Origin of the sequence: Pseudomonas sp. MRSN 12121, assembly GCF_000931465.1 — a bacterium.
Taxonomy (GTDB): domain Bacteria; phylum Pseudomonadota; class Gammaproteobacteria; order Pseudomonadales; family Pseudomonadaceae; genus Aquipseudomonas.
The window spans coordinates 2,760,480-2,780,496 of record NZ_CP010892.1 but is presented as its reverse complement, the minus strand read 5'-3'; the positions used below and the strand labels follow the sequence as shown (position 1 = coordinate 2,780,496).

Sequence of the window (20,017 nt, the reverse complement as noted above, 5' to 3'; positions counted from 1 at the left end):
TCGCAGGGGGAGTCAGAAACGCAGCGGCCAGTGGCCCAGCCGCTGGCGCAGGGTGTGCAGGAGGCGGATCAGCCCTTCGGGCTCCTTGATCAGGAACAGGATGATCAGCACGCCGAAGATGATTTTCTGCAGGTTCTGCAACTGCCCGGCATCCACCGCGCCGCCCGACAGCGCCTGCCCGGCGTGGCTGAGGAAAATCGGCAGCAGGCTGATGAAGGCCGCGCCGACGAAGTTGCCGGCCACGCTGCCCATGCCACCGATAATGATGATGAACAGGATCTGGAACGAGCGATTGATATCGAAGCTGCCGGCGCTGGCCGTGCCCAGGTAGGCGAACGCCCACAGCGCCCCGGCGATGCCCAGGTAGAAGGAGCTGACGGCGAACGCCAGGCGCTTGTAGCCCGCCACCGGAATGCCGATCACCGCGGCGGCAGTGTCCATGTCGCGGATCGCCATCCAGTTGCGCCCGACCTGACTGTGCACCAGGTTCTGCGCTACCCAGGTCAACAGCAGCACTGTCACCAGGGTCAGCAGGTAGCGCCCCTGGGGATGGTTCAGGTCATGGCCCAGCAGGCTCAACTGCGGCGCCGAAATGGTGCCCGAGGAACCGTAGTTGTAGAACCAGGGAAACTTGACGAACAGCCATTCCAGGAAGAACTGCGCCGCCAGGGTGGTGACCATCAGGTAGAAGCCCTTGATCCGCGCGCTGGGCAAGCCGAACAGCCAGCCCACCAGCGCGCTGATGAGGCCGCCGCCGAGCAGCGCCACCGGCAGGCCCAGCTCCGGCAGGCGCAACAGGAAACCGTAGGTGGCGAAGGCGCCGACCGCCATGAAGCCGGCGGCGCCGACCGAGGTCTGGCCGGCGTAGCCGGTCAGCAGGTTGAGGCCGAGCCCGGCCAGGGACAGCACCAGGAACGGGATCAGGATCGCGTTGAGCCAATAGTCGTTGCCTACCAGGGGCACGCCGACGAAGGCCAGCAGCAACAGGCCGGCCAGGCCCCAGGGCAGGCGCCGGCGGACCAGCAGCAGCGGCGCCGTTTCTTGGGTCAGGGGAATGGACATGGCTCAGACTCGCTCGATGGCGCGCTCGCCGAACAGGCCGGCGGGACGGATGTAAAGGAAGGCCAGGGCCAGCACGTAGGCGAACCAGGGCGTGATGCCGCCACCGAGCAGCGGCCCGATATAGACCTCGGCCAGGTTCTCCGCGGCGCCGACGATCAACCCGCCGGCGATCGCCCCGCCGATCGAGGTGAAGCCGCCGATGATCAGCACCGGCAAGGCCTTGAGCACCACCAGCGACAGCGAGAACTGCACCCCCTGGCGCGCCCCCCAGAGCAGCCCGGCCACCAGCCCGACCACCCCGGCCACGGCCCAGACGATCCGCCAGATGCGGTTGAGGTCGATGCCGATCGACAGCGCCGCCGTGGTGTCGTCGGCCACCGCGCGCAGCGACACGCCGATGCGGGTCTTGTTGAACAGCAGCGCCAGCACCGTCACCAGCACCAGGGCCACGGCCGCGGCGATCAGGTCGAACTGGCTGACCATCAGCGGCCCGAGGAACAGCGGCACATCGTCGATGCCCAGGTCCAGCGCCCGCACCTGGGAACCCATCAGGCCCTGGGCCAGGCCCTCGATGACGAACGACAGGCCCAGGGTGGCCATGAACAGGGTGATCTGCGAGCGGTTGACCAAGGGCCGCAGCACCAGGCGCTCGATCAGCCAGGCGCCGGCGATCATCACCAGCACGCTCAGCAGCAGCGCCAGGGCGAACGGCAGGCCCTGCTCGTGCAGGCTGACGAAGGTCAGCGCGGCGAACAGCAGCATCGCGCCCTGGGCGAAGTTGAACACCCCGCTGGCCTTGTAGATCAGCACGAAACCGATGGCCACCAGGGAATACAGGGTGCCGGCCAGCAAGCCGCCGAGCAGGGTCTCGAAGAAAAAGCTCATGCCGGCGACGCTCCCAGGTAGGCGGCGATCACCTCTGGGTCGGCCTGCACCTGGGCCGGGCTGCCGTCGCCGATCTTGCGCCCGTAGTCGAGCACCACCACATGGTCGGACAGGTCCATGACCACCCCCATGTCGTGCTCGATCAATACCACGGTGGTGCCGAGGTCGCGGTTGATGTCGGCGATGAACCGCGCCATGTCCTGCTTCTCCTCGGCGTTCATGCCGGCCATGGGCTCGTCCAGCAGCAACAGGGTCGGGCCGGCGATCAGCGCCCGGCCCAACTCGACGCGCTTCTGCAGGCCGTAGGCCAGGTTGCCCACCGGCACGTCGCGCTGGGCCTGCAATTCGAGGAACTGCAGGATGCCCTGGGCGCGCTGGCGGTAGGCCCGCGCCTCGCGCCGCGCCCGGGGCAGCCCCAGGGCCTGTTCGAGGACGCTGGCGCGGGTATGCCGCGACAGGCCGGTGAGCAGGTTGTCGATCACGCTCATCTTCTTGAACAGCGCATTGTTCTGGAAGGTGCGGCCGATGCCCCGGCGCGCGGCCTGCAAGGGGTCGATGCGGGTCAGCGTCTCGCGCTCGAAGACAATCGCCCCGGCGTCGAAGCGGTAGACGCCGTTGAGGATGTTGAGCAGCGAACTCTTGCCGGCGCCATTGGGACCGATCAGCGCGCAGATCTCGCCGCGGCGCACCGCGAAGGACAGGCGGTCGATGGCCTTCACGCCCTTGAACGACAGGGAAACGCCCTGGACTTGCAGGATGGGTTCGGCAGGGTTCATGCGATGTTCCGTTTGAATTCGGCCAGCCACAGGGGCGCCGCGGGTTTCGCCGGCGAGCTGGGGGCCTGCCAGATGTAGTGCAGGCGCTGGAAGCCCAGGAGCCGCCGCACGCGGTGCTTGATCAGGCGTTGCACCGGCCGTTGCGGCTGGGCGATGGCCCATTCGCAGAGCCGGCGGCGCCAGCTGCCCGGGGGCGCCAGGCGGCTCTCGATCTCGTCGGCCAGGCGTTGCAGGCGCGCGGCGGACAACAGCAGGCCGCTGGGCACCGCCTCGCGCCGGTCGCGGCTGGCCGAACCGCGGCTTTCCGGAAACGCCAGGCTGTGGCCGCTGCCCAGCCACTGGGTGAGGATCACCTCCAGGCCCTGCGCCCACTCCGTGCCCTCCTCGCTCCACAGCTGCGACTCGTGGGCCGGGTGGCGCCAGTAGCGTTGCTGGCGCGGGGCTTCGCTGACGCCCAGCAGTTCGCCGAAGGCCAGCACCGGCTGGCGCGCGCCTTGCGCCAGGCGCGGCACCGGCTGGTCGGTGATCAGCCGCGGCGACGCCACGCCGTTTTCGCCGGCCGCGACCCAGCGCAGCAATGACTGGCGCGCATGCACGAAGCCATGGCTCGGTTGCAGGCGCCACAGGGCCTGCTGCAACGCCTCGGCGCCGAGGTTGTCGTCGAGGACCAGGACCTGGGCGCCGATGCTGTGCGCCGCCAGCGCCAGCAACAACAGATTCGGCTCGAACGGGCCGCTGACCGCCAGCCGCGAATGCCCGTCGCAGCCCTGCTGGCGCAGGCCGTCGGCCAGGCGCTCGACATCGCGCAAGGCATCGATCCAGCGCCAGCCGTACCACTGGCCGTGGCGCTTGTGGCGCAGGGCGTTGTGCAACGGGCTGACCTGCGCCCAGTGTTGCAGGCGCGCCAGGGCGTCGGCGGGCAGCGCCGCCTGTTCCGGGGCCGGGGCGCTCGCCAGCGGCGAACGCTTGAGTTCATGCACGCTCATGGATTGACCTCGTTCCTTGGGCAAAAGCGTGCGGTGGTCCGCTGGCTGAGGGGTGATCGGTAGGTGCGGCTACAGCGCAGGCACCCGCACAGAGGCGACCTTCTGCTGCGCTCGCTGCCACGCCGCCAGGTCGCGATAGGCGCTGCCGGGGTGCGTCTGCGGCAGGCGCGGCCCGGCGCCGAACAGCTTCTCGCGCAGGGTCCCGGGGGCGTATTCGGTCTTGTACACGCCGCGCTTCTGCAACTCGGGCACCAGCAGCTCGACCGCGTCGACAAAGGTTTCATGGGTCAGCGCGTAGGCCAGGTTGAAGCCGTCCACATCGGTGTCCTCGACCCATTCCTGCAACAGGTCGGCCACGGTTTCCGGGCCGCCGACGAACAACGGGCCGAAGCCGCCGATGCCGACCCAGTCGGCCAGTTCGTGGGGCGTCCAGACCTTGTTCGGATCGGCCGTGGAAAAGGCCTCGACCGCCGACTGGATGGCATTGGTGTGCACATGCTTGAGCGGCTCGTGGGGCTGGAACTGGCTGAAATCGATGCCGGTCCAGCCGGAAATCAGCGCCATGGCGCCTTCATAGCTGACCCAGGACTTGTACTCCTCGAACTTGGCCCGGGCCTTGGCGTCGGTTTCGCCGAGGATCACCGTCTGCAGGTTGAAGATCAGGATCTTCGCCGGATCGCGCCCGGCCTCGGCGGCCCGGCGGCGGATATCGGCCACGGTCTTCTTCAGCAGCACCTTGGACGGCGCGGCGACGAACACGCACTCGGCCTGTTCGGCGGCGAACTGCTTGCCGCGGCTCGACGCCCCGGCCTGGTAGAGCACCGGCGTGCGCTGCGGCGAAGGTTCGCAGAGGTGGATGCCCGGCACCTGGAAGTGTTGGCCGACGTGGCGGATCTCATGGATCTTGCTCGGGTCGCTGAAGATCCGCCGCTCGCGGTCGCGCAGCACCGCGCCGTCTTCCCAGCTGCCTTCCCAGAGCTTGTAGCAGACCTCCAGGTACTCCTCGGCGTAGTCGTAGCGGGTGTCGTGCTCGGTCTGGGCCTTTTGCCCGAGGTTCTTCGCCCCGCTTTCCAGGTAGGACGTGACGATGTTCCAGCCGGCCCGCCCCTTGGTCAGGTGGTCGAGGGTCGACAGCCGCCGGGCGAAGGGATAGGGATGCTCGAACGACAGCGAGGCGGTCAGGCCGAATCCCAGGTGTTCGGTGACCAGCGCCATCGGCGGGATCAGTTGCAACGGATCGTTCACCGGCACCTGGGCCGCCTGGCGGATCGCCGCCTGACCATTGCCCTGGTAGACGTCGTAGATGCCCAGCACATCGGCGATGAACAGGCCGTCGAACTTGCCGCGTTCGAGAATCCGCGCCAGGTCGGTCCAGTATTCGAGGTCCTTGTATTGCCAGGAGCGGTCCCGCGGGTGCGCCCACAGGCCCGGCGACTGGTGGCCGACACAGTTCATGTCGAAGGCGTTGAGACGGATTTCGCGGGACATCACACAGCACTCCTGAAACCTTGTGGCACCACGCCGTTGAGGCGGTAGTTGCCGATCAACTGATACTGCCAGCGCAGCGGTTCATCCAGCGCGGCGGGCAACGGGCTGCGCTGGCCGCTCAGCTCGAACTCGGCGTCGCTCGCCGCCAGCAGGGCTTGCCGGGCGGCGATCAGCGCCTCGGCGCGGGCCACGCCGATTTCGGCGACATCGCCCGCGGCCGTGCGCAGGGCCTGTGCCCGTTCATGCAAGGCGGCGGCGACTTCGATGCGGATCAGCAGATCGCCGAAGCGGCTGATCACGTAGGGGTCGTCGCTGGCCTGCGCCAGCCCGCTGCCGGGCCAGGGCCGGGCCTGCTCGCGCACGAACGCCAGGGTCGCCTGCAGCAGCTCGCGGGCGCGGCGCAGGTCGTCGCCGGCGCGATCGTGCGGCTCGACGCCAGGGTTTTCGGGGGTGGCCGCCTGGCTCAGCGGTTGTTGGCTCAATGCGTTCATGGGCGATTCCTCAGTTCCAGGCGTGACGGGCCGGCTTGATGCCGTTGAGCAGGAAGTTGCCGACCAGGTGGTATTTCCAGCGCGCCGGGTCATGCAGGGTGTGGGTCCGGGCGTTGCGCCAGTAGCGGTCGAGGTTGTGCTTGCCCAGCACCGAGCGGGTGCCGGCCAGCTCGAACAGCTTGCTGCTGGCGAGCAAGGCGCTTTCGGCCGATAGCACCTTGGCCTGCGCCACCACCACCGAGGCGTGGGCCACCGTGTCCTCGTTGGGCTCGCGCAGGGCCTGGTCGATGGCCAGGCCGGCCTTCTCCAGGATCGCCTCGGTGCCATGGACCCGCCATTCCAGGTCGCCGATGGCGGCGATGGTGAACGGGTCCTGCCAGCCGTGATCCTGGCCGCTGTCGATCCACGGCCGCGCCTGCCGCGCGTGGCGCTTGGCCTCTTCCAGGGCACCGACCGCCAGGCCGGTGTCCACCGCCGCCTGGATGATCTGCGAAATCGGCCCGTCGGCGGTGGGTTCGTCGAACGCGCGGTGCGCCGGGATCACCGCGCTCAGCGGCACCTGCACGGCATCCAGGGTCACGCCGCCGCTGGCCGTGATGCGCTGGCCAAAGCCGTCCCAGCTGTCGATCACGGTCAGGCCGGGGTTGTCGCGCTCGATAAAGGCGATGAACGCCCGGTTCTCTTCGTCGACCGCCACCGCGGGCACGATATGGGCGAACAGCGCGCCGGTGCAGTAGAACTTCTCGCCGTCGATCCGCGCGCCGTCGGCGTTGAAGCGGATGCGCGTCTCGAAGGCGCCGGCGTGCTTGCTGCCGGCCTCGGAGAAGGCATTGCCGAAGCGATAACCCTGCAGCACCTTGGCGAAGTAATGGCGCTTCTGCTCTTCGCTGGCGACCTGCAGCAGGATGTCGAGCACCCCGAGGTGGTTCTGCGGGATCTGCCCCAGGGAGGAATCGGCGGCGGAGATGATCTTGATCACCTGCGCCACGGTCACATAGGACACCCCTGCGCCGCCGTAGGCCTTGGGAATGGTGATGCCCCACAGGCCGCTGGCGGAAAACTCGTCGAGTTCGGCGAACGGCAGGCGGCGCTCGCGATCGCGCACGCTGGCCTCGACGGCGAAACGCTCGGCCAGGGTCCTGGCGACGGCGATCGCCTCGGCGTCGGAACGGATGATGTGGGCGGTTCGGGTGGGTTGGGCAGAGGCTGTCATGGCCGACTCCAGGTCCTGTCGAATGCGGAAGGTCCGCTCTGACTTGGAGACTGCAGGAGTCATGCCGGAATAATTAATCGATAAAAATCATATAGTTACGATTATTTATCGATAAACGACTGGAATTTCGATCCGACAAAGTGTTCAAGCGCTGTTGCCTGGGCAACAGCGTTCAGATCACCACGTTGCGGACAAACCGCAGCGCCACCGGCCCATCGTTGCGGTAGATGTGCGGCAGGTTGCTGGCGAATGCGAAGAACTCGCCGGGCTCCAGGCGCCGCTCCCGGTCGCCCAGGATCAGGGTCAGGCAGCCCTCGCAGACATACAGCTGCTCGCTCCAGCCTTCGGCGTCCGGCTCCGACAGGTACTGCTCGCCCGGCTCCAGGCGCCATTCCCACAACTCCACTTCGCGGCTGGCGCTGGCCTTGGCCAGCAGCACCGCCCTGCTCCCGGGAAGCCGCCCGGCCCAGGCCAGCTCGTTGATCCGGCTCGGGTCGCGGGCGTCGGGGGCCTGGATCAGGTCGCTGAAGGCCACGTCCAGGGCTTCGGCCACCCGGTCCAGGGTGCTCAGGCTGACATTCTTCTCGCCGGCCTCGATGGCCACCAGCATGCGCCGGCTGACCCCGGATTTCTCCGCCAGGGCGCTCTGGCTCAGCTCGGCGGCGTGGCGCAGCCGGCGGACGTTCTGACTGACATGTTGCAGCACGGAAGCGCGCTGCCCGGAATCCTTGTGCACTATATTGCTCACTGTGTAGGTTTGCGCAGTATACTGCCCAACTTCGCGGCGCATTGTGCGGCCGCCCCGGGTAGCGCGCAAGGTATGACGTCTGTGAACGCCAGCAAAGCATCGTCCTTTTTCTTCAAACTGAGCAAAGCCGAGTGCGTGCTGGTGCTGATCACCATGGTCTGGGGCGGCACCTTCCTCACGGTGCAGCACGCCATGACCGTCAGCGGCCCGATGTTCTTCGTCGGCCTGCGCTTCGCCGCGGCGGCCTGCATCGTCGGTCTGTTCTCGCTGCGCAGCCTGCGCGGCCTGACCCTGTTCGAACTCAAGGCCGGGGTGTTCATCGGCACCGCCATCATGCTCGGCTACGGCCTGCAGACCGTGGGCCTGCAAACCATTCCCAGCAGCCAGTCGGCCTTTATCACCGCGCTGTACGTGCCCTTCGTGCCGCTGCTGCAATGGCTGTTCATGGGCAAGCGCCCGGGGCTGATGCCCAGCATCGGCATCATGCTGGCCTTTACCGGCCTGATGCTGCTCTCCGGGCCCGGCGGCGCGTCCCTGGACTTCAGCCCCGGGGAAATCGCCACCCTGATCAGCACCGTGGCGATCGCCGCGGAAATCATCCTTATCAGCACCTATGCCGGCCAGGTCGATGTGCGCCGGGTCACCGTGGTGCAACTGGCGGCGACCTCGGTGCTGTCATTTTTGATGGTAGTACCGACCGGGGAAACCCTGCCGGACTTTTCCTGGCTGCTGCTGGCCAGCGCCCTGGGCCTGGGCGCCGCCAGCGCGGCGATCCAGGTGGCGATGAACTGGGCGCAGAAAAGCGTGTCGCCGACCCGCGCCACCCTGATCTACGCCGGTGAGCCGGTGTGGGCCGGGCTGGTCGGGCGCATCGCCGGCGAGCGCCTGCCGGCACTGGCCCTGCTGGGTGGCGGGCTGATCGTCGCGGCGGTGATCGTCAGCGAGTTGAAGACCCGGGGCAAGGGCGACGAAGCGCCCGAGGCGAAGGTCGAGCAAGAGGCGCTGGATTCGAACCGCTGACCGCGCCCTGCCCCGGGCGCGGTTCCCTCATCCCTTGCCCGCTCCCGCAGGCTGGCTAGGGCAGCGAGCGGATGATGTCGGCGAGGTCGTCGCGGGTGATCTCATTGGACTTGATGGCCGCGACCACATCGTCCTTGGACAGCGGGAACCGGTTGAACAGCACCTTCAAGGTATCGGCATCGACATTCGACACCCACAGCGGATCGATGAGCTGGCCACCGTACTCGGGTTTCATCGGCACCTCTTCGTGGGCGATGTTGCCTTTGTGGTTCAAGTAGACGACATAACGATCATGCCCTTCCGGAAAGCTCTTTTCCCGATAGAGCGTGGTTCCAACCGGCAGCACATAATAATTGTCGTCACCCGTCGGGCTTTCAATCAGCAGCGGCTCTTTCGTCTTGATCATCTTCATGTCATATCCCTTCGAGGCGTTATTGAACAATAAAACAGCCAACAGCACGGTATTGGCCAGGAGCAGGCCGACCAGCCAGGCGAGAGCACTTCTACTTGTAAATATTTTTCTTGTCATAACGGGCCTCCGTGTTCCCCTCTAACATCGCCTGCAAGTCGGCCGGCATGAAAATCCCGTCGGCAGTCCATGTCTGAGTCCGTGCGGCCTGTTTCTCCAGCCAGGACAAACCTCGCATTTCCCGGTACTTGGCAGGGTCCTGGACCAGTTTCTTGCCCGAGACCTTCGCCCCTTCGAGGGTCACGGTCGTGCAGTTGTTGGTCGTCGGGTGGTAATCCCCGGGCAGCACATAACGGGTCGCGGTCGGCGTTTTGCGCCGGACCTCTTTCTGCTTGGCCACCACCCCGTCGAAGTGGGCGATCACCGCTTCGGCCTTGGCCTTGTCCAGATAGTAGACAAACCCGGTCGTCGTTCGCTTGAGGCTGTTTTCACCGGCAATGTAGGTCCTGAAGGAGGTCCAGACGTTCATGACGCCCTCGCCTTCACTGTCGAACTTGCCCCAGGTCTTGCCATAACGCCCGAAGTCGTAGATGACCTCTTTGCTACCGACCACCACACGCAATGCGGCGTGGCCAAAAAGATGCTCTTCCTTGTCCTTGGTGTAAGGCCCCCCTATCAGGATCTCCATGTAGGGCCCGGAAACCACCAACTGATTGGTCTGGGTCGTCTTGCCCTGGGCCCCGGTAGTTTTTGCCGCCTGCGTTGTCCCGGTCGTTCTACTAGGCTCGGTCATTAAAGATGTTCCGTATCTTCAAGGTCTGGAAATTTGATACTGCAGCTGCCCCGGGGGACATCCGCCACATGCACCCGGCCCTGCCCATCGAGCACACCGTTGATGACCTTGCCGTCAGGCAGGGTCAGCACGAACTTCTCGTTGGCGATCGGCTGTTCCAGGTCGTTGAGCAACTGGAATTCGACGAAGGTCTTTTCCTTCAGGAGCTCGGAGAAAACGCTGCTGACCGGGCTGGCGGCGGCACTGCCGACAAAGGTATCGGGGGAACCGGCGGTGATGCTGGCGCCGCAGGCGGTTTGAGAACCGACATGGGCCACGTCCTTGCCCAGGCCGAAGGCATGGGGCGCGCCACTGGTGATCGGGTTGGGACCATGGAGGGGGCAGGCATACAGATCGCCCACGCAGGCCACTGGCAGGGAGTTGACATAGATGGGGCTTGAACCTGTGGAGATGCTGCCGCCGTGGCTTCCAGGGTCTCCAAGCCGTGCAACTGGCTTTCCTGCCATAGATATAGTCCTTTAACTTCAGGGGTTGCGGATGTTACACAACTTGCAGGCGGCGAAAAATGCTCGATGTCACATCTTGATAAAAAGAGCCCCGGCGCCCCCGTTGAGCGCTACCGCGTGCTTCTCGCATCCCGGGCAAGCAGGCATTGGCCGGCGGGTTGCCCGCGGCCGCCGGGGGATTTTTGTAGGATCCTGCCACAGCTTCAAGGTTGGTGATCGCAGAGTCGGCACGTATGATGCATCACAAATTCCCGCAGATTAGAAGCCTATGTCCCTGATAGTTCTACTGCTTCTGCCTTTTATCGGCAGCTGTCTGGCGGCCTTGCTGCCGCACAACGCACGTAATACCGAGTCCCTGCTGGCCGGCCTGGTCGCCTTGGCCGGCACCGTGGCCGTGGCCCTCATGTACCCGCAGATCGCCCATGGCGGGGTCATTCGCGAAGAGTTCAACTGGCTGCCCAGCCTGGGCCTGAACTTCGTGCTGCGCATGGACGGCTTCGCCTGGCTGTTCTCCATGCTGGTGCTGGGCATCGGCACCCTGGTGTCGCTGTATGCGCGCTACTACATGTCGCCGGACGATCCGGTGCCGCGCTTCTTCGCGTTTTTCCTGGCGTTCATGGGCGCCATGCTCGGCCTGGTGATCTCCGGCAACCTGATCCAGATCGTGTTCTTCTGGGAACTGACCAGCCTGTTCTCCTTCCTGTTGATCGGCTACTGGCACCACCGCTCCGACGCCCGCCGCGGCGCCTATATGGCGCTGATGGTCACCGGCGCCGGAGGCCTGTGCCTGCTGGTGGGGGTCATGCTGCTCGGCCATGTGGTCGGCAGCTACGACCTGGACAAGGTCCTGGCTGCCGGAGAGACCATCCGAGCCCATGCCCTCTACCCCATCCTGCTCCCGCTGATCCTGATCGGCGCCCTCAGCAAAAGCGCGCAATTCCCCTTCCATTTCTGGCTGCCCCACGCCATGGCCGCGCCCACGCCGGTCTCGGCCTACCTGCACTCGGCGACCATGGTCAAGGCCGGGGTGTTCCTGCTCGCGCGCCTCTGGCCTTCGCTGTCCGGCAGCGAGGAATGGTTCTGGATCGTCGGCGGCGCCGGCGCCGCGACCCTGGTGCTGGGCGCCTACTGCGCGATGTTCCAGAACGACCTCAAGGGCCTGCTGGCCTACTCGACCATCAGCCACCTGGGCCTGATCACCCTGCTGCTGGGCCTGAACAGCCCGCTCGCCGCCGTGGCCGCGGTGTTCCATATCCTCAACCACGCCACCTTCAAGGCCTCGTTGTTCATGGCCGCCGGCATCATCGACCACGAAAGCGGCACCCGCGACATCCGCAAGCTCAACGGCCTGGTCAAGCTGATGCCGTTCACCGCGACCCTGGCCATGGTCGCCAGCGCCTCCATGGCCGGGGTGCCGCTGCTCAACGGCTTCCTGTCCAAGGAAATGTTCTTCGCCGAGACGGTGTTCATCAATTCCACCGCCTGGGTCGAGACCGCGCTGCCGGTGATCGCCACCCTCGCCGGCACCTTCAGCGTCGCCTACGCCCTGCGCTTCACCGTGGACGTGTTCTTCGGCGAACCGGCCACCGACCTGCCGCACACGCCCCACGAGCCGCCGCGCTGGATGCGCGCGCCGGTGGAACTGCTGGTGTTCACCTGCCTGCTGGTGGGGATCTTCCCGGCGCAGATGGTCGGCCCGCTGCTGGCCGCCGCCGCGCAGCCGGTGGTCGGCGGCACGCTGCCGGAATACAGCCTGGCGATCTGGCACGGCCTCAACGCGCCGATGATCATGAGCCTGATCGCCATGTCCTGCGGCATCGTGCTCTACCTGCTGCTGCGCAAGCCGCTGGTGGGCGGGCGTTTCGCCTATCCGCCGCTGGTGGGCCGCTTCAACGGCAAGCGCCTGTTCGAGCGCAGCCTGGTGAGCATGATGCGCCTGACCCGGCGCCTGGAGCGCTACATCAGCACCAAGCGCCTGCAGACCCAGCTGTTCCTGCTGGTGCTGGTGGCGGTCCTGGTGGGGCTGATCCCGATGCTGCACAGCAGCCTGAGCTGGGGCGACCGGCCGAAGATCCCGGGCTCGATCGTCTTCGTCACCCTCTGGCTGCTGGCCATCGCCTGCGCCCTGGGCGCCGCCTGGCAGGCCAAGTACCACCGCCTGGCGGCCCTGACCATGGTCAGTGTCTGCGGACTGATGACCTGCGTGACCTTCGTCTGGTTCTCCGCCCCGGACCTGGCCCTTACCCAACTGGTGGTGGAAGTGGTGACCACGGTGCTGATCCTGCTCGGCCTGCGCTGGCTGCCGCGGCGGATCGAGGAGGTCTCGCCGCTGCCCGGCAGCGTGCCCAAGGCCCGCGCCCGACGCCTGCGCGACCTGCTGCTGTCGATCGCCGTCGGCCTGGGCATGGCCGTGCTGTCCTACGCCATGCTGACCCGCCAGACCCCCAACGACATTTCCTCGTTCTACTTAAGCCGCGCCCTGCCCGAAGGCGGCGGCAGCAATGTGGTGAACGTGATGCTGGTGGACTTCCGCGGCTTCGACACCCTGGGCGAGATCACCGTGCTGGTGGCCGTGGCCCTGACCGTGTTCGCCCTGCTGCGCCGCTTCCGCCCGCCGAAGGAAAGCATGCAGTTGCCAGCCCAGCAGCGCCTGCTGGCGCCGGACGTGGTCACCGACCTGGTCAACCCGCGCCAGGCCAGCGACACCGCCCTGGGCTTCATGATGGTGCCGGCGGCGCTGGTGCGCCTGCTGCTGCCGATCGCCATGGTGGTGTCGTTCTACCTGTTCATGCGCGGCCACAACCAGCCGGGCGGCGGCTTCGTCGCCGGCCTGGTGATGTCGGTGGCGTTCATCCTCCAGTACATGGTCGCCGGCACCCAGTGGGTCGAGGCGCAGATGAGCCTGCGGCCGCCGCGCTGGATGGGCACCGGCCTGCTGTTCGCCACCCTCACCGGGCTTGGCGCGCTGGGCTTCGGCTACCCGTTCCTGACCACCCACACCCTGCACCTGGACCTGCCGCTGCTCGGTGATATCCATATCGCCAGCGCGCTGTTCTTCGACATTGGCGTGTATGCGGTGGTGGTCGGCTCGACCCTGCTGATCCTCACGGCGCTGGCGCACCAGTCGGTGCGCGCGCAAGCCAAACCCCAAGCCAAGCCAGGAGCCGCCTGATGGAAGAAGTCATTGCAATCGCCATTGGTGTACTGGCGGCCTCCGGCGTCTGGCTGGTGCTGCGGCCGCGGACCTTCCAGGTGGTGATGGGCCTGTGCCTGCTGTCCTACGGGGTCAACCTGTTCATCTTCAGCATGGGCAGCCTGTTCATCGGCAAGGAGCCAATCATCAAGGACGGCGTGCCCCAGGATCTGCTGAACTACACCGACCCGCTGCCCCAGGCGCTGGTGCTCACGGCGATCGTCATCAGCTTCGCCATGACCGCGCTGTTCCTGGTGGTCCTGCTGGCCTCCCGGGGCCTGACCGGCACCGACCACGTGGATGGCCGGGAGCCGAAAGAATGAGCCTGATGCCGCACCTGATCGTCGCCCCCATCCTGCTACCGCTGCTGACCGCCGCGGTGATGCTGATGCTCGGCGAGAAACGCCGCCCGCTCAAGGCCCGGATCAACCTGTTCTCCAGCCTCCTCGGCCTCGGTATCGCCGTGCTGTTGCTGTACTGGACCCAGCAGAGCGGCGTGCCCGGCTCCGTCGGCGTCTACCTGCCGGGCAACTGGCAGGTGCCGTTCGGCATCGTGCTGGTGGTCGATCGCCTGTCGGCGCTGATGCTGGTCCTCACCGGGATCATCGGCGTCAGCGCCCTGCTGTTCGCCATGGCCCGCTGGGACCGCGCCGGGGCCAGCTTCCACGCGCTGTTCCAGATCCAGCTGATGGGCCTGTACGGTGCGTTCCTGACCGCCGACCTGTTCAACCTGTTCGTGTTCTTCGAAGTGCTGCTGGCCGCCTCCTATGGCCTGATGCTCCATGGCTCGGGCCGGGCGCGGGTGTCCGCCGGCCTGCACTACGTGGCGATCAACCTGCTGGCGTCGTCGCTGTTCCTGATCGGCGCGGCGCTGATCTACGGCGTCACCGGCACCCTGAACATGGCCGACCTGGCGCTGAAGATCCCGCTGGTGCCGGAAGCCGACCGCGGCCTGCTGCACGCCGGCGCGGCGATCCTGGCCACCGCGTTCCTGGCCAAGGCCGGCATGTGGCCGCTGAACTTCTGGCTGGTGCCGGCCTATTCCTCGGCCAGCGCGCCGGTGGCGGCCATGTTCGCGATCATGACCAAGGTCGGCGTCTATACCCTGCTGCGCCTGTGGACCCTGCTGTTTTCCGGCCAGGCCGGGGCCTCGGCCTACTTCGGCGGCGACTGGCTGATCTACGGCGGCATGGCGACCATCGTCTGCGCCGCCCTGGCGATCCTCGCCGCACAGCGCCTGGAGCGCATGGCCAGCCTGAGCATCCTGGTCTCAGCCGGGATCCTCCTGGCGGCGATCGGCTTCGCCCAGCCCAGCCTGATCGCCGGCGCGCTGTTCTACCTGGTCAGCTCGACCCTGGCGATGAGTGCGCTGTTCCTGCTGGCGGAGCTGATCGAGCGCTCGCGCTCGGCCAACGAGATCCCCCTGGACGACGAAGGCGAAACCCTGCCGCGCCCCATGGAATCGCTGCAACCGCCGCCGGGCACCAACCTCGACGACGAACAGAAGGCCGTGGTCGGCCAGGTGATTCCCTGGACCATGGCCTTCCTCGGCTTGAGTTTCATTGCCTGCGCCCTGCTGATCATCGGCATGCCACCGCTGTCCGGGTTCATCGGCAAGCTGAGTCTGATCGGCGCCCTGCTCAACCCCAGCGGGCTGGGCACGGCCAGCGACGCGCCGTTGTCGGGCGCCGCCTGGGGCTTGCTGGCCCTGCTGATCCTCTCTGGCCTGGCGTCGCTGATCGCCTTTTCCCGAGTGGGTATCCAGCGTTTCTGGACCCCGGAGGAGCGGCCGTCGCCGCTGCTGCGGCGTTTCGAGTGCGTACCGATCATCGCCCTGCTCGGGCTGTGCATGCTGCTGACCGTCAAGGCCGAGCCGCTGTTGCGCTTTACCCAGGCCGCCGCCGACAGCCTCGACCATCCGCAGCAATACGTAATGGCCGTGCTCGGCACCCGCACGGTGCCGAGCCCTGAAGCCCAGGCGGCCGTGCAGGAGGTGCAGCCATGAAGCGCCTGTTCCCCGCCCCCTGGCTGTCGCTGGCACTGTGGCTGCTGTGGCTGGTGCTGAACCAGTCCGTGAGCCCGGGCAACCTGTTGCTCGGCGCGCTCCTGGGCTTCTGCGCGCCCTTGATGATGCGGCCGCTGCGCCCGCTGCCGATCCGCATCCGCCGCCCGGCGACCATCCTGCGCCTGTTGCTGGTGGTCGGCCGCGATGTGCTGCTGTCGAACCTGGCCGTGGCCTGGGGCGTGCTCAACGCCGGGCGGCGCCCGCCGCGCTCGCGCTTCGTCAAGATCCCCCTGCAACTGCGCGACGCCAACGGCCTGGCGGCGCTCTCGACCATCACCACGGTGGTGCCGGGCACTGTCTGGTCCGAGCTGTCCCTGGACCGCAGCATCCTGCTGCTGCATGTGTTCGACCTGGACGACGAGGTCGCTTTCATCCAGCACTTCAAGGCCACCTACGAGCGTCCGTTGATGGAGATCTTCGAATGAGTGCCCTGCTCTCCAACGCGATCCTGTTCAGCCTGTTCCTGTTTTCCGTGGCCATGGTCCTGACCCTGGTCCGGCTGTTCCGCGGCCCCTCGGCCCAGGACCGGGTCCTGGCCCTGGACTACCTGTACATCCTGGCGATGCTGATGATGCTGGTGCTGGGCATCCGTTATGCCAGCGACACCTATTTCGAGGCGGCGCTGCTGATCGCCCTGTTCGGCTTCGTCGGCTCGTTCGCCCTGGCCAAATTCCTCCTGCGTGGCGAGGTGATCGAATGAATGCCGTCAGTGAACTGTCGTTATGGATCGAGATACCGGTGGCGATCCTGCTAGTGCTCAGCGGCACCTTCGCGCTGATCGGCGCGCTGGGCATCGTGCGCCTGAAGGACTACTTCCAGCGCATGCACCCGCCGGCCCTGGCCTCGACCCTGGGCGCCTGGTGCGTGGCCCTGGCGTCGATCCTGTACTTCTCGGGACTGAAGTCGGCGCCGGTGCTGCACGCCTGGCTGATTCCGATCCTGCTGTCGATCACCGTGCCGGTGACCACCCTGCTGCTGGCGCGGGCGGCGCTGTTCCGCAAGCGCATGGCCGGCCACGACGTGCCGGCGGAAGTCAGCAGCCGGCGTAGCGAAAGCGGCAGTTGAATTCGGCGGCGTCTCCACAGACGCCATCGCGGGCAAGCCTCGCTCCTACAAAGCTCAGGGCCCTGTAGGAGCGAGCGGGCGGCGATCCGACTTGCCCGCGATGTTTTTTGGCGCTCAGCGATTCAATTCCAGGCCACCACCAGCAACCCCGTCCCCAGCACCACGCACAGGGGCGAATAGAACAGCGTGTCCAGCCGGGCGAACCGCGAGCCGCTGACCTCCTTGAAGAACCCCACCAGGTTCGAGTCGCCGATGGCCCGGGCGAACATCAGCACGGCAATCGCGCTGATCGTCCATTGCAGCGACGGGTGGCTCACACTCGGCAGGTACAACCCGACCCGCAGGCAGACCAGCATGGCGATCAGCAGCAGCCCCACTGCCACCAGCAGGGTGGCGAACCCCGCGGGCTTGAACAGCGGCCGCCACTCGCCCGGCCGCCTGCCCGGCACCCGCGGCACCGCCGCTTCGCTGCCGCGCTTGCCGCCGGCGGCCCAGTACAGGTGGATCAGGCTGATCAGCAAGAAGGCTGCCGCCATCCATTGCGCGATCAAGACATTCATATGCAATCGTCCATGGCAAAAAATGTTGCTGAAGAATGGACCCGCCCGAGCGTTTTTGTAAGTACGTTCGTCGCTTGCAATGCTAAAGTGCCGCCCCATGAAATTCGCCCGAACCGATCGCTCGCTCGTTGCCTGGATGCTCTATTGCTGCGTCCTGTTCAACGTGTTCGCCTGCAGCATCGGCCACGGGCAGATGGTCGGCCAGCAACTCAACGGCATTGGCGGCCAGTTCTGTACGGTCGATCCGCGCACCCAGGCGCCGGCCTCCTCGATTCCGGCCGACGAGTCGCTGCCGACCCTGTCCAAGGCCTTCGGTTGCCCGCTGTGCTCCACCGGCGGCATGGGCCCGGCATTCAACTCCAGCCTGACCCTGGCGGTGCTGCCGCCGCACCACGGCCCGCCACTGGCGCCGCTGTCCAACACCGACCTCCCCGCCCGCTCCACCTGGCCCGCGGCCCATCCGCGCGCGCCGCCCGTTCTCGCCTGAGCCTTTCGCTTTCTCTATCAGCCCGCCCCGTGCCCTGCACGGCATGAGCGCGTGGGTTGCTTCCTAGCCAAGAATTCAGGACGTACCGATGAAACACATTCCCCTGCTGGCCAGCCTGTGCGGCTGCCTGTCCGTTTCCGCCTGGGCGCAATCGAGCGTCGACCTGGCGCCGATCACCATCGATGGCGACCAGCCGGCCGAACCCGGCCTGGCCCTGGACCAGTCCAGCGGCATGGCCTCGCGCCTGGGCTTGAGTGTCCGGGAAACCCCGGCCTCGGTAGCCGTGGCCAACCGCAACGACATCGAGCGGCGCGGCGCGCAGAACTTCCAGGACGCCGCCAACACCCTGCCCGGGGTCAATGCCAGCGCCCCGCCGGGCTTCGGCGGCTTTGTCTCGTACCGTGGCTTCACCAGCAGCCAGATCACCCAGATGTTCAACGGCGTCAACGTTTCCGGCGGACTGGCGCGGCCGGTGGACGCCTGGATCTACGACCGGGTCGAGCTGCTCGGCGGCCCCTCCTCGCTGGTCAACGGCGCCGGCTCCGTGGGCGGCTCGCTGAACTACGTGACCAAGCTGGCCGACCGCCAGGAGCGCTCCCTCGAGGGCCGGGTCAGCTACGGCACCTACGACACCACCGAGACCGCCTTCGGCCTCAACCATGCGCTCAGCCAGGCCGGCGACGAAGTGCAGCACTACGCCCGCCTCGACGTCAGCCACAACACCAGCAACGGCTACATCGACCGCCAGGAGCGCGATGCCTGGAGCGCGGCCTTCTCCCTGCTCAGCGACCTGACGCCGGACCTGTCCCACACCCTGGCCCTGGAATACCAGGACGAGCACGAGGACAGCCCGTACTGGGGCACCCCGGTGCTCAACCCCAAGGCCGGCGAGCTGAAGATCGACAAGCACAACCGCTTCAACAACTACAACGTCGAGGACGGCCGCTACGAGCAGCGCACGATCTGGGTACGCTCGATCGTCGACTACCGGATCAACGACAGCACCAACCTGCGCAACACCCTCTACCACCTGGACAGCCAGCGCGACTACCGCAACCTGGAGACCTACCAGTACAACGCCGACAACAGTGCGGTGAACCGCTCCACGGCCTATCAGGTGCGGCACCAGGGCGAGCAGAACGGCAACCAGTTCGAGCTGCGCCACGACACCCGCTTCTTCGGCCTCGACACCACCTGGGCCGGCGGCTTCGAGTACAAGATCAACCGCACCACCAACTCGCCGCTGAACGTCAAGGCGGCCAACAGCGTCGACCCGAACGACTACCGGCCGGGGCATTTCTACGACCTGCCGGGCACCCGCCAGGGCTTTGTCGCCGACAAGACCAACGAGGTCACCACCAAGGCGCTGTTCGTCGAGAACCGCCTGGCCCTGACCGAGCGCTTGACCCTGCTCAGCGGCCTGCGCTACGACGCCATCGACCTGGACGTGACCAACCACCGCCAGGTGACGGCGAGCAACCCGCGGCACCTCAAGCGCCGCTGGGAACCGCTGACCGGGCGGGTCGGCCTGACCTACCAGGTCCTGCCCACCGCCAACGTCTATGTGCAATACAGCACCGCCGCCGAGCAGCCCAACGGCACCCAGGACTTCGATGTCTCCACGGGCAAGCAATGGGAAGTGGGCAGCAAATTCGACTACCTGGACGGCCGCGGCTCGGCGACCCTGGCGGCCTACCGCATCGAACGCAAGGATTTCGCGGTGACCGACCCGCTGGACCCGACCCTGAGCATCCCGGTGGGCCAGCAGACCTCCAAGGGCATCGAGGTGGCCAGCTCGCTGCGGGTCACGCCGAAACTGTTGCTGGAAGGCAACTTCGCCTGGGTCGATGCGCAATACGACGAGTTCACCGAGAAGAATGCCGCGGGCGTGGTGGTGTCACGCAAGGGCAATACCCCGACCAACGTGCCGGAGCGGGTCGGCAACCTGTGGCTGACCTATGACCTGGCGCCGCAGTGGCAGACCGGGGTGGATGCACGTTATGTGGCCTCGGTGTACGCCGACACGGCCAATACCATGACCGTGCCTTCCTACACCCTGTACGGCACTTTCCTGACCTACAAGCTCGACAGCCACACGTCCATCACCGGGCGGGTACGCAACCTGACCAACGAGGTGTACGCCGAGTTCGCCCATGTGTCGCCGGCCTATTACCTGGGTACGCCACGGACCTTCGAACTGGCGGTGCAGAGCCGCTTCTAAAAGCATCGCGGGCAAGCTTCGCTCCTACGTAGGAGCGAGGCTTGCCCGC

At 66.6% G+C, this 20,017-nt stretch carries 21 protein-coding genes; 9 read left to right on the top strand and 12 right to left on the bottom strand.

The features are described 5' to 3' along the window. Positions 1 to 12: 12 nt before the first annotated feature. From TO66_RS12795 to TO66_RS12760, 8 genes are all read right to left on the bottom strand, one after another. Entirely contained in the window at positions 13 to 1,062 is a 1,050-nt protein-coding gene (locus TO66_RS12795; protein WP_044462661.1) for a branched-chain amino acid ABC transporter permease, read from the bottom strand. A 3-nt stretch (positions 1,063 to 1,065) separates the two neighbouring features. After that, positions 1,066 to 1,947 carry a branched-chain amino acid ABC transporter permease gene (locus TO66_RS12790; RefSeq protein ID WP_044462660.1) on the bottom strand — a complete coding sequence of 294 codons (882 nt, stop codon included), beginning with the start codon at positions 1,945 to 1,947 and terminating at the stop codon, positions 1,066 to 1,068. After that, positions 1,944 to 2,723, bottom strand: a complete 780-nt coding sequence (locus tag TO66_RS12785; RefSeq protein ID WP_044462659.1) for an ABC transporter ATP-binding protein — start codon at positions 2,721 to 2,723, stop codon at positions 1,944 to 1,946. Before TO66_RS12785 ends, TO66_RS12790 begins: the two co-directional genes overlap by 4 nt. Further along, on the bottom strand, positions 2,720 to 3,709 hold the full coding sequence (locus TO66_RS12780; RefSeq protein WP_044462658.1) for an AMP-binding protein: 990 nt from the start codon (positions 3,707 to 3,709) through the stop codon (positions 2,720 to 2,722). The genes TO66_RS12785 and TO66_RS12780 overlap by 4 nt, the downstream gene beginning before the upstream one ends. Before the next feature lie 69 nt (positions 3,710 to 3,778). Then, positions 3,779 to 5,197: an LLM class flavin-dependent oxidoreductase gene (locus TO66_RS12775; RefSeq protein ID WP_044462657.1), complete on the bottom strand. Its 1,419-nt coding sequence runs from the start codon at positions 5,195 to 5,197 to the stop codon at positions 3,779 to 3,781. Next, positions 5,197 to 5,688 carry an acyl-CoA dehydrogenase gene (locus TO66_RS12770; protein ID WP_044462656.1) on the bottom strand — a complete coding sequence of 164 codons (492 nt, stop codon included), beginning with the start codon at positions 5,686 to 5,688 and terminating at the stop codon, positions 5,197 to 5,199. Before TO66_RS12770 ends, TO66_RS12775 begins: the two co-directional genes overlap by 1 nt. A 10-nt stretch (positions 5,689 to 5,698) precedes the next feature. Then, on the bottom strand, positions 5,699 to 6,901 hold the full coding sequence (locus TO66_RS12765; protein WP_044462655.1) for an SfnB family sulfur acquisition oxidoreductase: 1,203 nt from the start codon (positions 6,899 to 6,901) through the stop codon (positions 5,699 to 5,701). 172 nt (positions 6,902 to 7,073) lie between these two features. After that, a complete protein-coding gene (locus TO66_RS12760) occupies positions 7,074 to 7,637 on the bottom strand; it encodes a helix-turn-helix domain-containing protein (protein ID WP_044462654.1) in 564 nt (187 codons plus the stop codon). 84 nt (positions 7,638 to 7,721) lie between these two features. Here TO66_RS12760 and TO66_RS12755 point away from each other — a divergent pair, with 84 nt between their 5' ends. Further along, positions 7,722 to 8,669, top strand: coding sequence for a DMT family transporter (locus tag TO66_RS12755; RefSeq protein ID WP_044462653.1), 948 nt, complete (start codon positions 7,722 to 7,724; stop codon positions 8,667 to 8,669). 55 nt (positions 8,670 to 8,724) lie between these two features. Here the strand turns inward: TO66_RS12755 and TO66_RS12750 are convergent, their stop codons facing one another. The 3 genes from TO66_RS12750 to TO66_RS32040 are packed head-to-tail and all read right to left on the bottom strand — an operon-like array spanning position 8,725 to position 10,377. Then, the gene (locus tag TO66_RS12750; protein WP_044462652.1) at positions 8,725 to 9,198 is read right to left on the bottom strand and encodes a hypothetical protein; all 474 of its coding nucleotides are present in this window, start codon (positions 9,196 to 9,198) and stop codon (positions 8,725 to 8,727) included. Beyond that, positions 9,173 to 9,871 (bottom strand): hypothetical protein, encoded by a 699-nt coding sequence (locus TO66_RS12745; RefSeq protein WP_044462651.1) that lies wholly within the window; start codon positions 9,869 to 9,871, stop codon positions 9,173 to 9,175. Before TO66_RS12745 ends, TO66_RS12750 begins: the two co-directional genes overlap by 26 nt. Beyond that, positions 9,871 to 10,377 (bottom strand): PAAR domain-containing protein, encoded by a 507-nt coding sequence (locus tag TO66_RS32040; protein ID WP_080925981.1) that lies wholly within the window; start codon positions 10,375 to 10,377, stop codon positions 9,871 to 9,873. Before TO66_RS32040 ends, TO66_RS12745 begins: the two co-directional genes overlap by 1 nt. Positions 10,378 to 10,645: 268 nt before the next feature. Between TO66_RS32040 and TO66_RS12735 the strand changes: the two genes are divergently transcribed. Genes TO66_RS12735 through TO66_RS12710 form a run of 6 tightly spaced genes read left to right on the top strand, consistent with a single transcriptional unit; the run spans position 10,646 to position 16,700 of the window. After that, positions 10,646 to 13,549: a monovalent cation/H+ antiporter subunit A gene (locus TO66_RS12735; RefSeq protein ID WP_044462650.1), complete on the top strand. Its 2,904-nt coding sequence runs from the start codon at positions 10,646 to 10,648 to the stop codon at positions 13,547 to 13,549. Next, the gene (locus TO66_RS12730; protein ID WP_005789164.1) at positions 13,549 to 13,893 is read left to right on the top strand and encodes a Na+/H+ antiporter subunit C; all 345 of its coding nucleotides are present in this window, start codon (positions 13,549 to 13,551) and stop codon (positions 13,891 to 13,893) included. The genes TO66_RS12735 and TO66_RS12730 overlap by 1 nt, the downstream gene beginning before the upstream one ends. Next, the gene (locus tag TO66_RS12725) at positions 13,890 to 15,575 is read left to right on the top strand and encodes a monovalent cation/H+ antiporter subunit D (RefSeq protein WP_044462649.1); all 1,686 of its coding nucleotides are present in this window, start codon (positions 13,890 to 13,892) and stop codon (positions 15,573 to 15,575) included. The genes TO66_RS12730 and TO66_RS12725 overlap by 4 nt, the downstream gene beginning before the upstream one ends. Further along, complete coding sequence (locus TO66_RS12720) at positions 15,572 to 16,060, top strand: Na+/H+ antiporter subunit E (protein WP_044462648.1); 489 nt, start codon at positions 15,572 to 15,574, stop codon at positions 16,058 to 16,060. Before TO66_RS12725 ends, TO66_RS12720 begins: the two co-directional genes overlap by 4 nt. Next, on the top strand, positions 16,057 to 16,335 hold the full coding sequence (locus TO66_RS12715; protein ID WP_044462647.1) for a K+/H+ antiporter subunit F: 279 nt from the start codon (positions 16,057 to 16,059) through the stop codon (positions 16,333 to 16,335). Before TO66_RS12720 ends, TO66_RS12715 begins: the two co-directional genes overlap by 4 nt. Further along, positions 16,332 to 16,700: a Na+/H+ antiporter subunit G gene (locus TO66_RS12710; protein ID WP_044462646.1), complete on the top strand. Its 369-nt coding sequence runs from the start codon at positions 16,332 to 16,334 to the stop codon at positions 16,698 to 16,700. Before TO66_RS12715 ends, TO66_RS12710 begins: the two co-directional genes overlap by 4 nt. Before the next feature lie 122 nt (positions 16,701 to 16,822). Here the strand turns inward: TO66_RS12710 and TO66_RS12705 are convergent, their stop codons facing one another. After that, positions 16,823 to 17,260 (bottom strand): DUF3995 domain-containing protein, encoded by a 438-nt coding sequence (locus TO66_RS12705; RefSeq protein ID WP_044462645.1) that lies wholly within the window; start codon positions 17,258 to 17,260, stop codon positions 16,823 to 16,825. 97 nt (positions 17,261 to 17,357) lie between these two features. Here TO66_RS12705 and TO66_RS12700 point away from each other — a divergent pair, with 97 nt between their 5' ends. Together TO66_RS12700 and TO66_RS12695 are read left to right on the top strand one after the other, a co-directional pair. After that, positions 17,358 to 17,747: a DUF2946 domain-containing protein gene (locus TO66_RS12700; protein WP_044462644.1), complete on the top strand. Its 390-nt coding sequence runs from the start codon at positions 17,358 to 17,360 to the stop codon at positions 17,745 to 17,747. 88 nt (positions 17,748 to 17,835) lie between these two features. Beyond that, on the top strand, positions 17,836 to 19,968 hold the full coding sequence (locus TO66_RS12695; RefSeq protein ID WP_044462643.1) for a TonB-dependent siderophore receptor: 2,133 nt from the start codon (positions 17,836 to 17,838) through the stop codon (positions 19,966 to 19,968). Positions 19,969 to 20,017 lie beyond the last annotated feature (49 nt).

Bases quoted from the DNA above. Each gene is read 5' to 3' on its own strand.
- TO66_RS32040 (WP_080925981.1), bottom strand. From the start codon at position 10,377: ATGGCAGGAAAGCCAGTTGCACGGCTTGGAGACCCTGGAAGCCACGGC.
- TO66_RS12795 (WP_044462661.1), bottom strand. From the start codon at position 1,062: ATGTCCATTCCCCTGACCCAAGAAACGGCGCCGCTGCTGCTGGTCCGC.
- TO66_RS12780 (WP_044462658.1), bottom strand. From the start codon at position 3,709: ATGAGCGTGCATGAACTCAAGCGTTCGCCGCTGGCGAGCGCCCCGGCC.
- TO66_RS12755 (WP_044462653.1), top strand. From the start codon at position 7,722: ATGACGTCTGTGAACGCCAGCAAAGCATCGTCCTTTTTCTTCAAACTG.
- TO66_RS12730 (WP_005789164.1), top strand. From the start codon at position 13,549: ATGGAAGAAGTCATTGCAATCGCCATTGGTGTACTGGCGGCCTCCGGC.
- TO66_RS12715 (WP_044462647.1), top strand. From the start codon at position 16,057: ATGAGTGCCCTGCTCTCCAACGCGATCCTGTTCAGCCTGTTCCTGTTT.
- TO66_RS12735 (WP_044462650.1), top strand. From the start codon at position 10,646: ATGTCCCTGATAGTTCTACTGCTTCTGCCTTTTATCGGCAGCTGTCTG.
- TO66_RS12770 (WP_044462656.1), bottom strand. From the start codon at position 5,688: ATGAACGCATTGAGCCAACAACCGCTGAGCCAGGCGGCCACCCCCGAA.
- TO66_RS12725 (WP_044462649.1), top strand. From the start codon at position 13,890: ATGAGCCTGATGCCGCACCTGATCGTCGCCCCCATCCTGCTACCGCTG.
- TO66_RS12705 (WP_044462645.1), bottom strand. From the start codon at position 17,260: ATGAATGTCTTGATCGCGCAATGGATGGCGGCAGCCTTCTTGCTGATC.
- TO66_RS12700 (WP_044462644.1), top strand. From the start codon at position 17,358: ATGAAATTCGCCCGAACCGATCGCTCGCTCGTTGCCTGGATGCTCTAT.
- TO66_RS12750 (WP_044462652.1), bottom strand. From the start codon at position 9,198: ATGACAAGAAAAATATTTACAAGTAGAAGTGCTCTCGCCTGGCTGGTC.
- TO66_RS12790 (WP_044462660.1), bottom strand. From the start codon at position 1,947: ATGAGCTTTTTCTTCGAGACCCTGCTCGGCGGCTTGCTGGCCGGCACC.
- TO66_RS12695 (WP_044462643.1), top strand. From the start codon at position 17,836: ATGAAACACATTCCCCTGCTGGCCAGCCTGTGCGGCTGCCTGTCCGTT.
- TO66_RS12775 (WP_044462657.1), bottom strand. From the start codon at position 5,197: ATGTCCCGCGAAATCCGTCTCAACGCCTTCGACATGAACTGTGTCGGC.
- TO66_RS12720 (WP_044462648.1), top strand. From the start codon at position 15,572: ATGAAGCGCCTGTTCCCCGCCCCCTGGCTGTCGCTGGCACTGTGGCTG.
- TO66_RS12745 (WP_044462651.1), bottom strand. From the start codon at position 9,871: ATGACCGAGCCTAGTAGAACGACCGGGACAACGCAGGCGGCAAAAACT.
- TO66_RS12710 (WP_044462646.1), top strand. From the start codon at position 16,332: ATGAATGCCGTCAGTGAACTGTCGTTATGGATCGAGATACCGGTGGCG.
- TO66_RS12765 (WP_044462655.1), bottom strand. From the start codon at position 6,901: ATGACAGCCTCTGCCCAACCCACCCGAACCGCCCACATCATCCGTTCC.
- TO66_RS12785 (WP_044462659.1), bottom strand. From the start codon at position 2,723: ATGAACCCTGCCGAACCCATCCTGCAAGTCCAGGGCGTTTCCCTGTCG.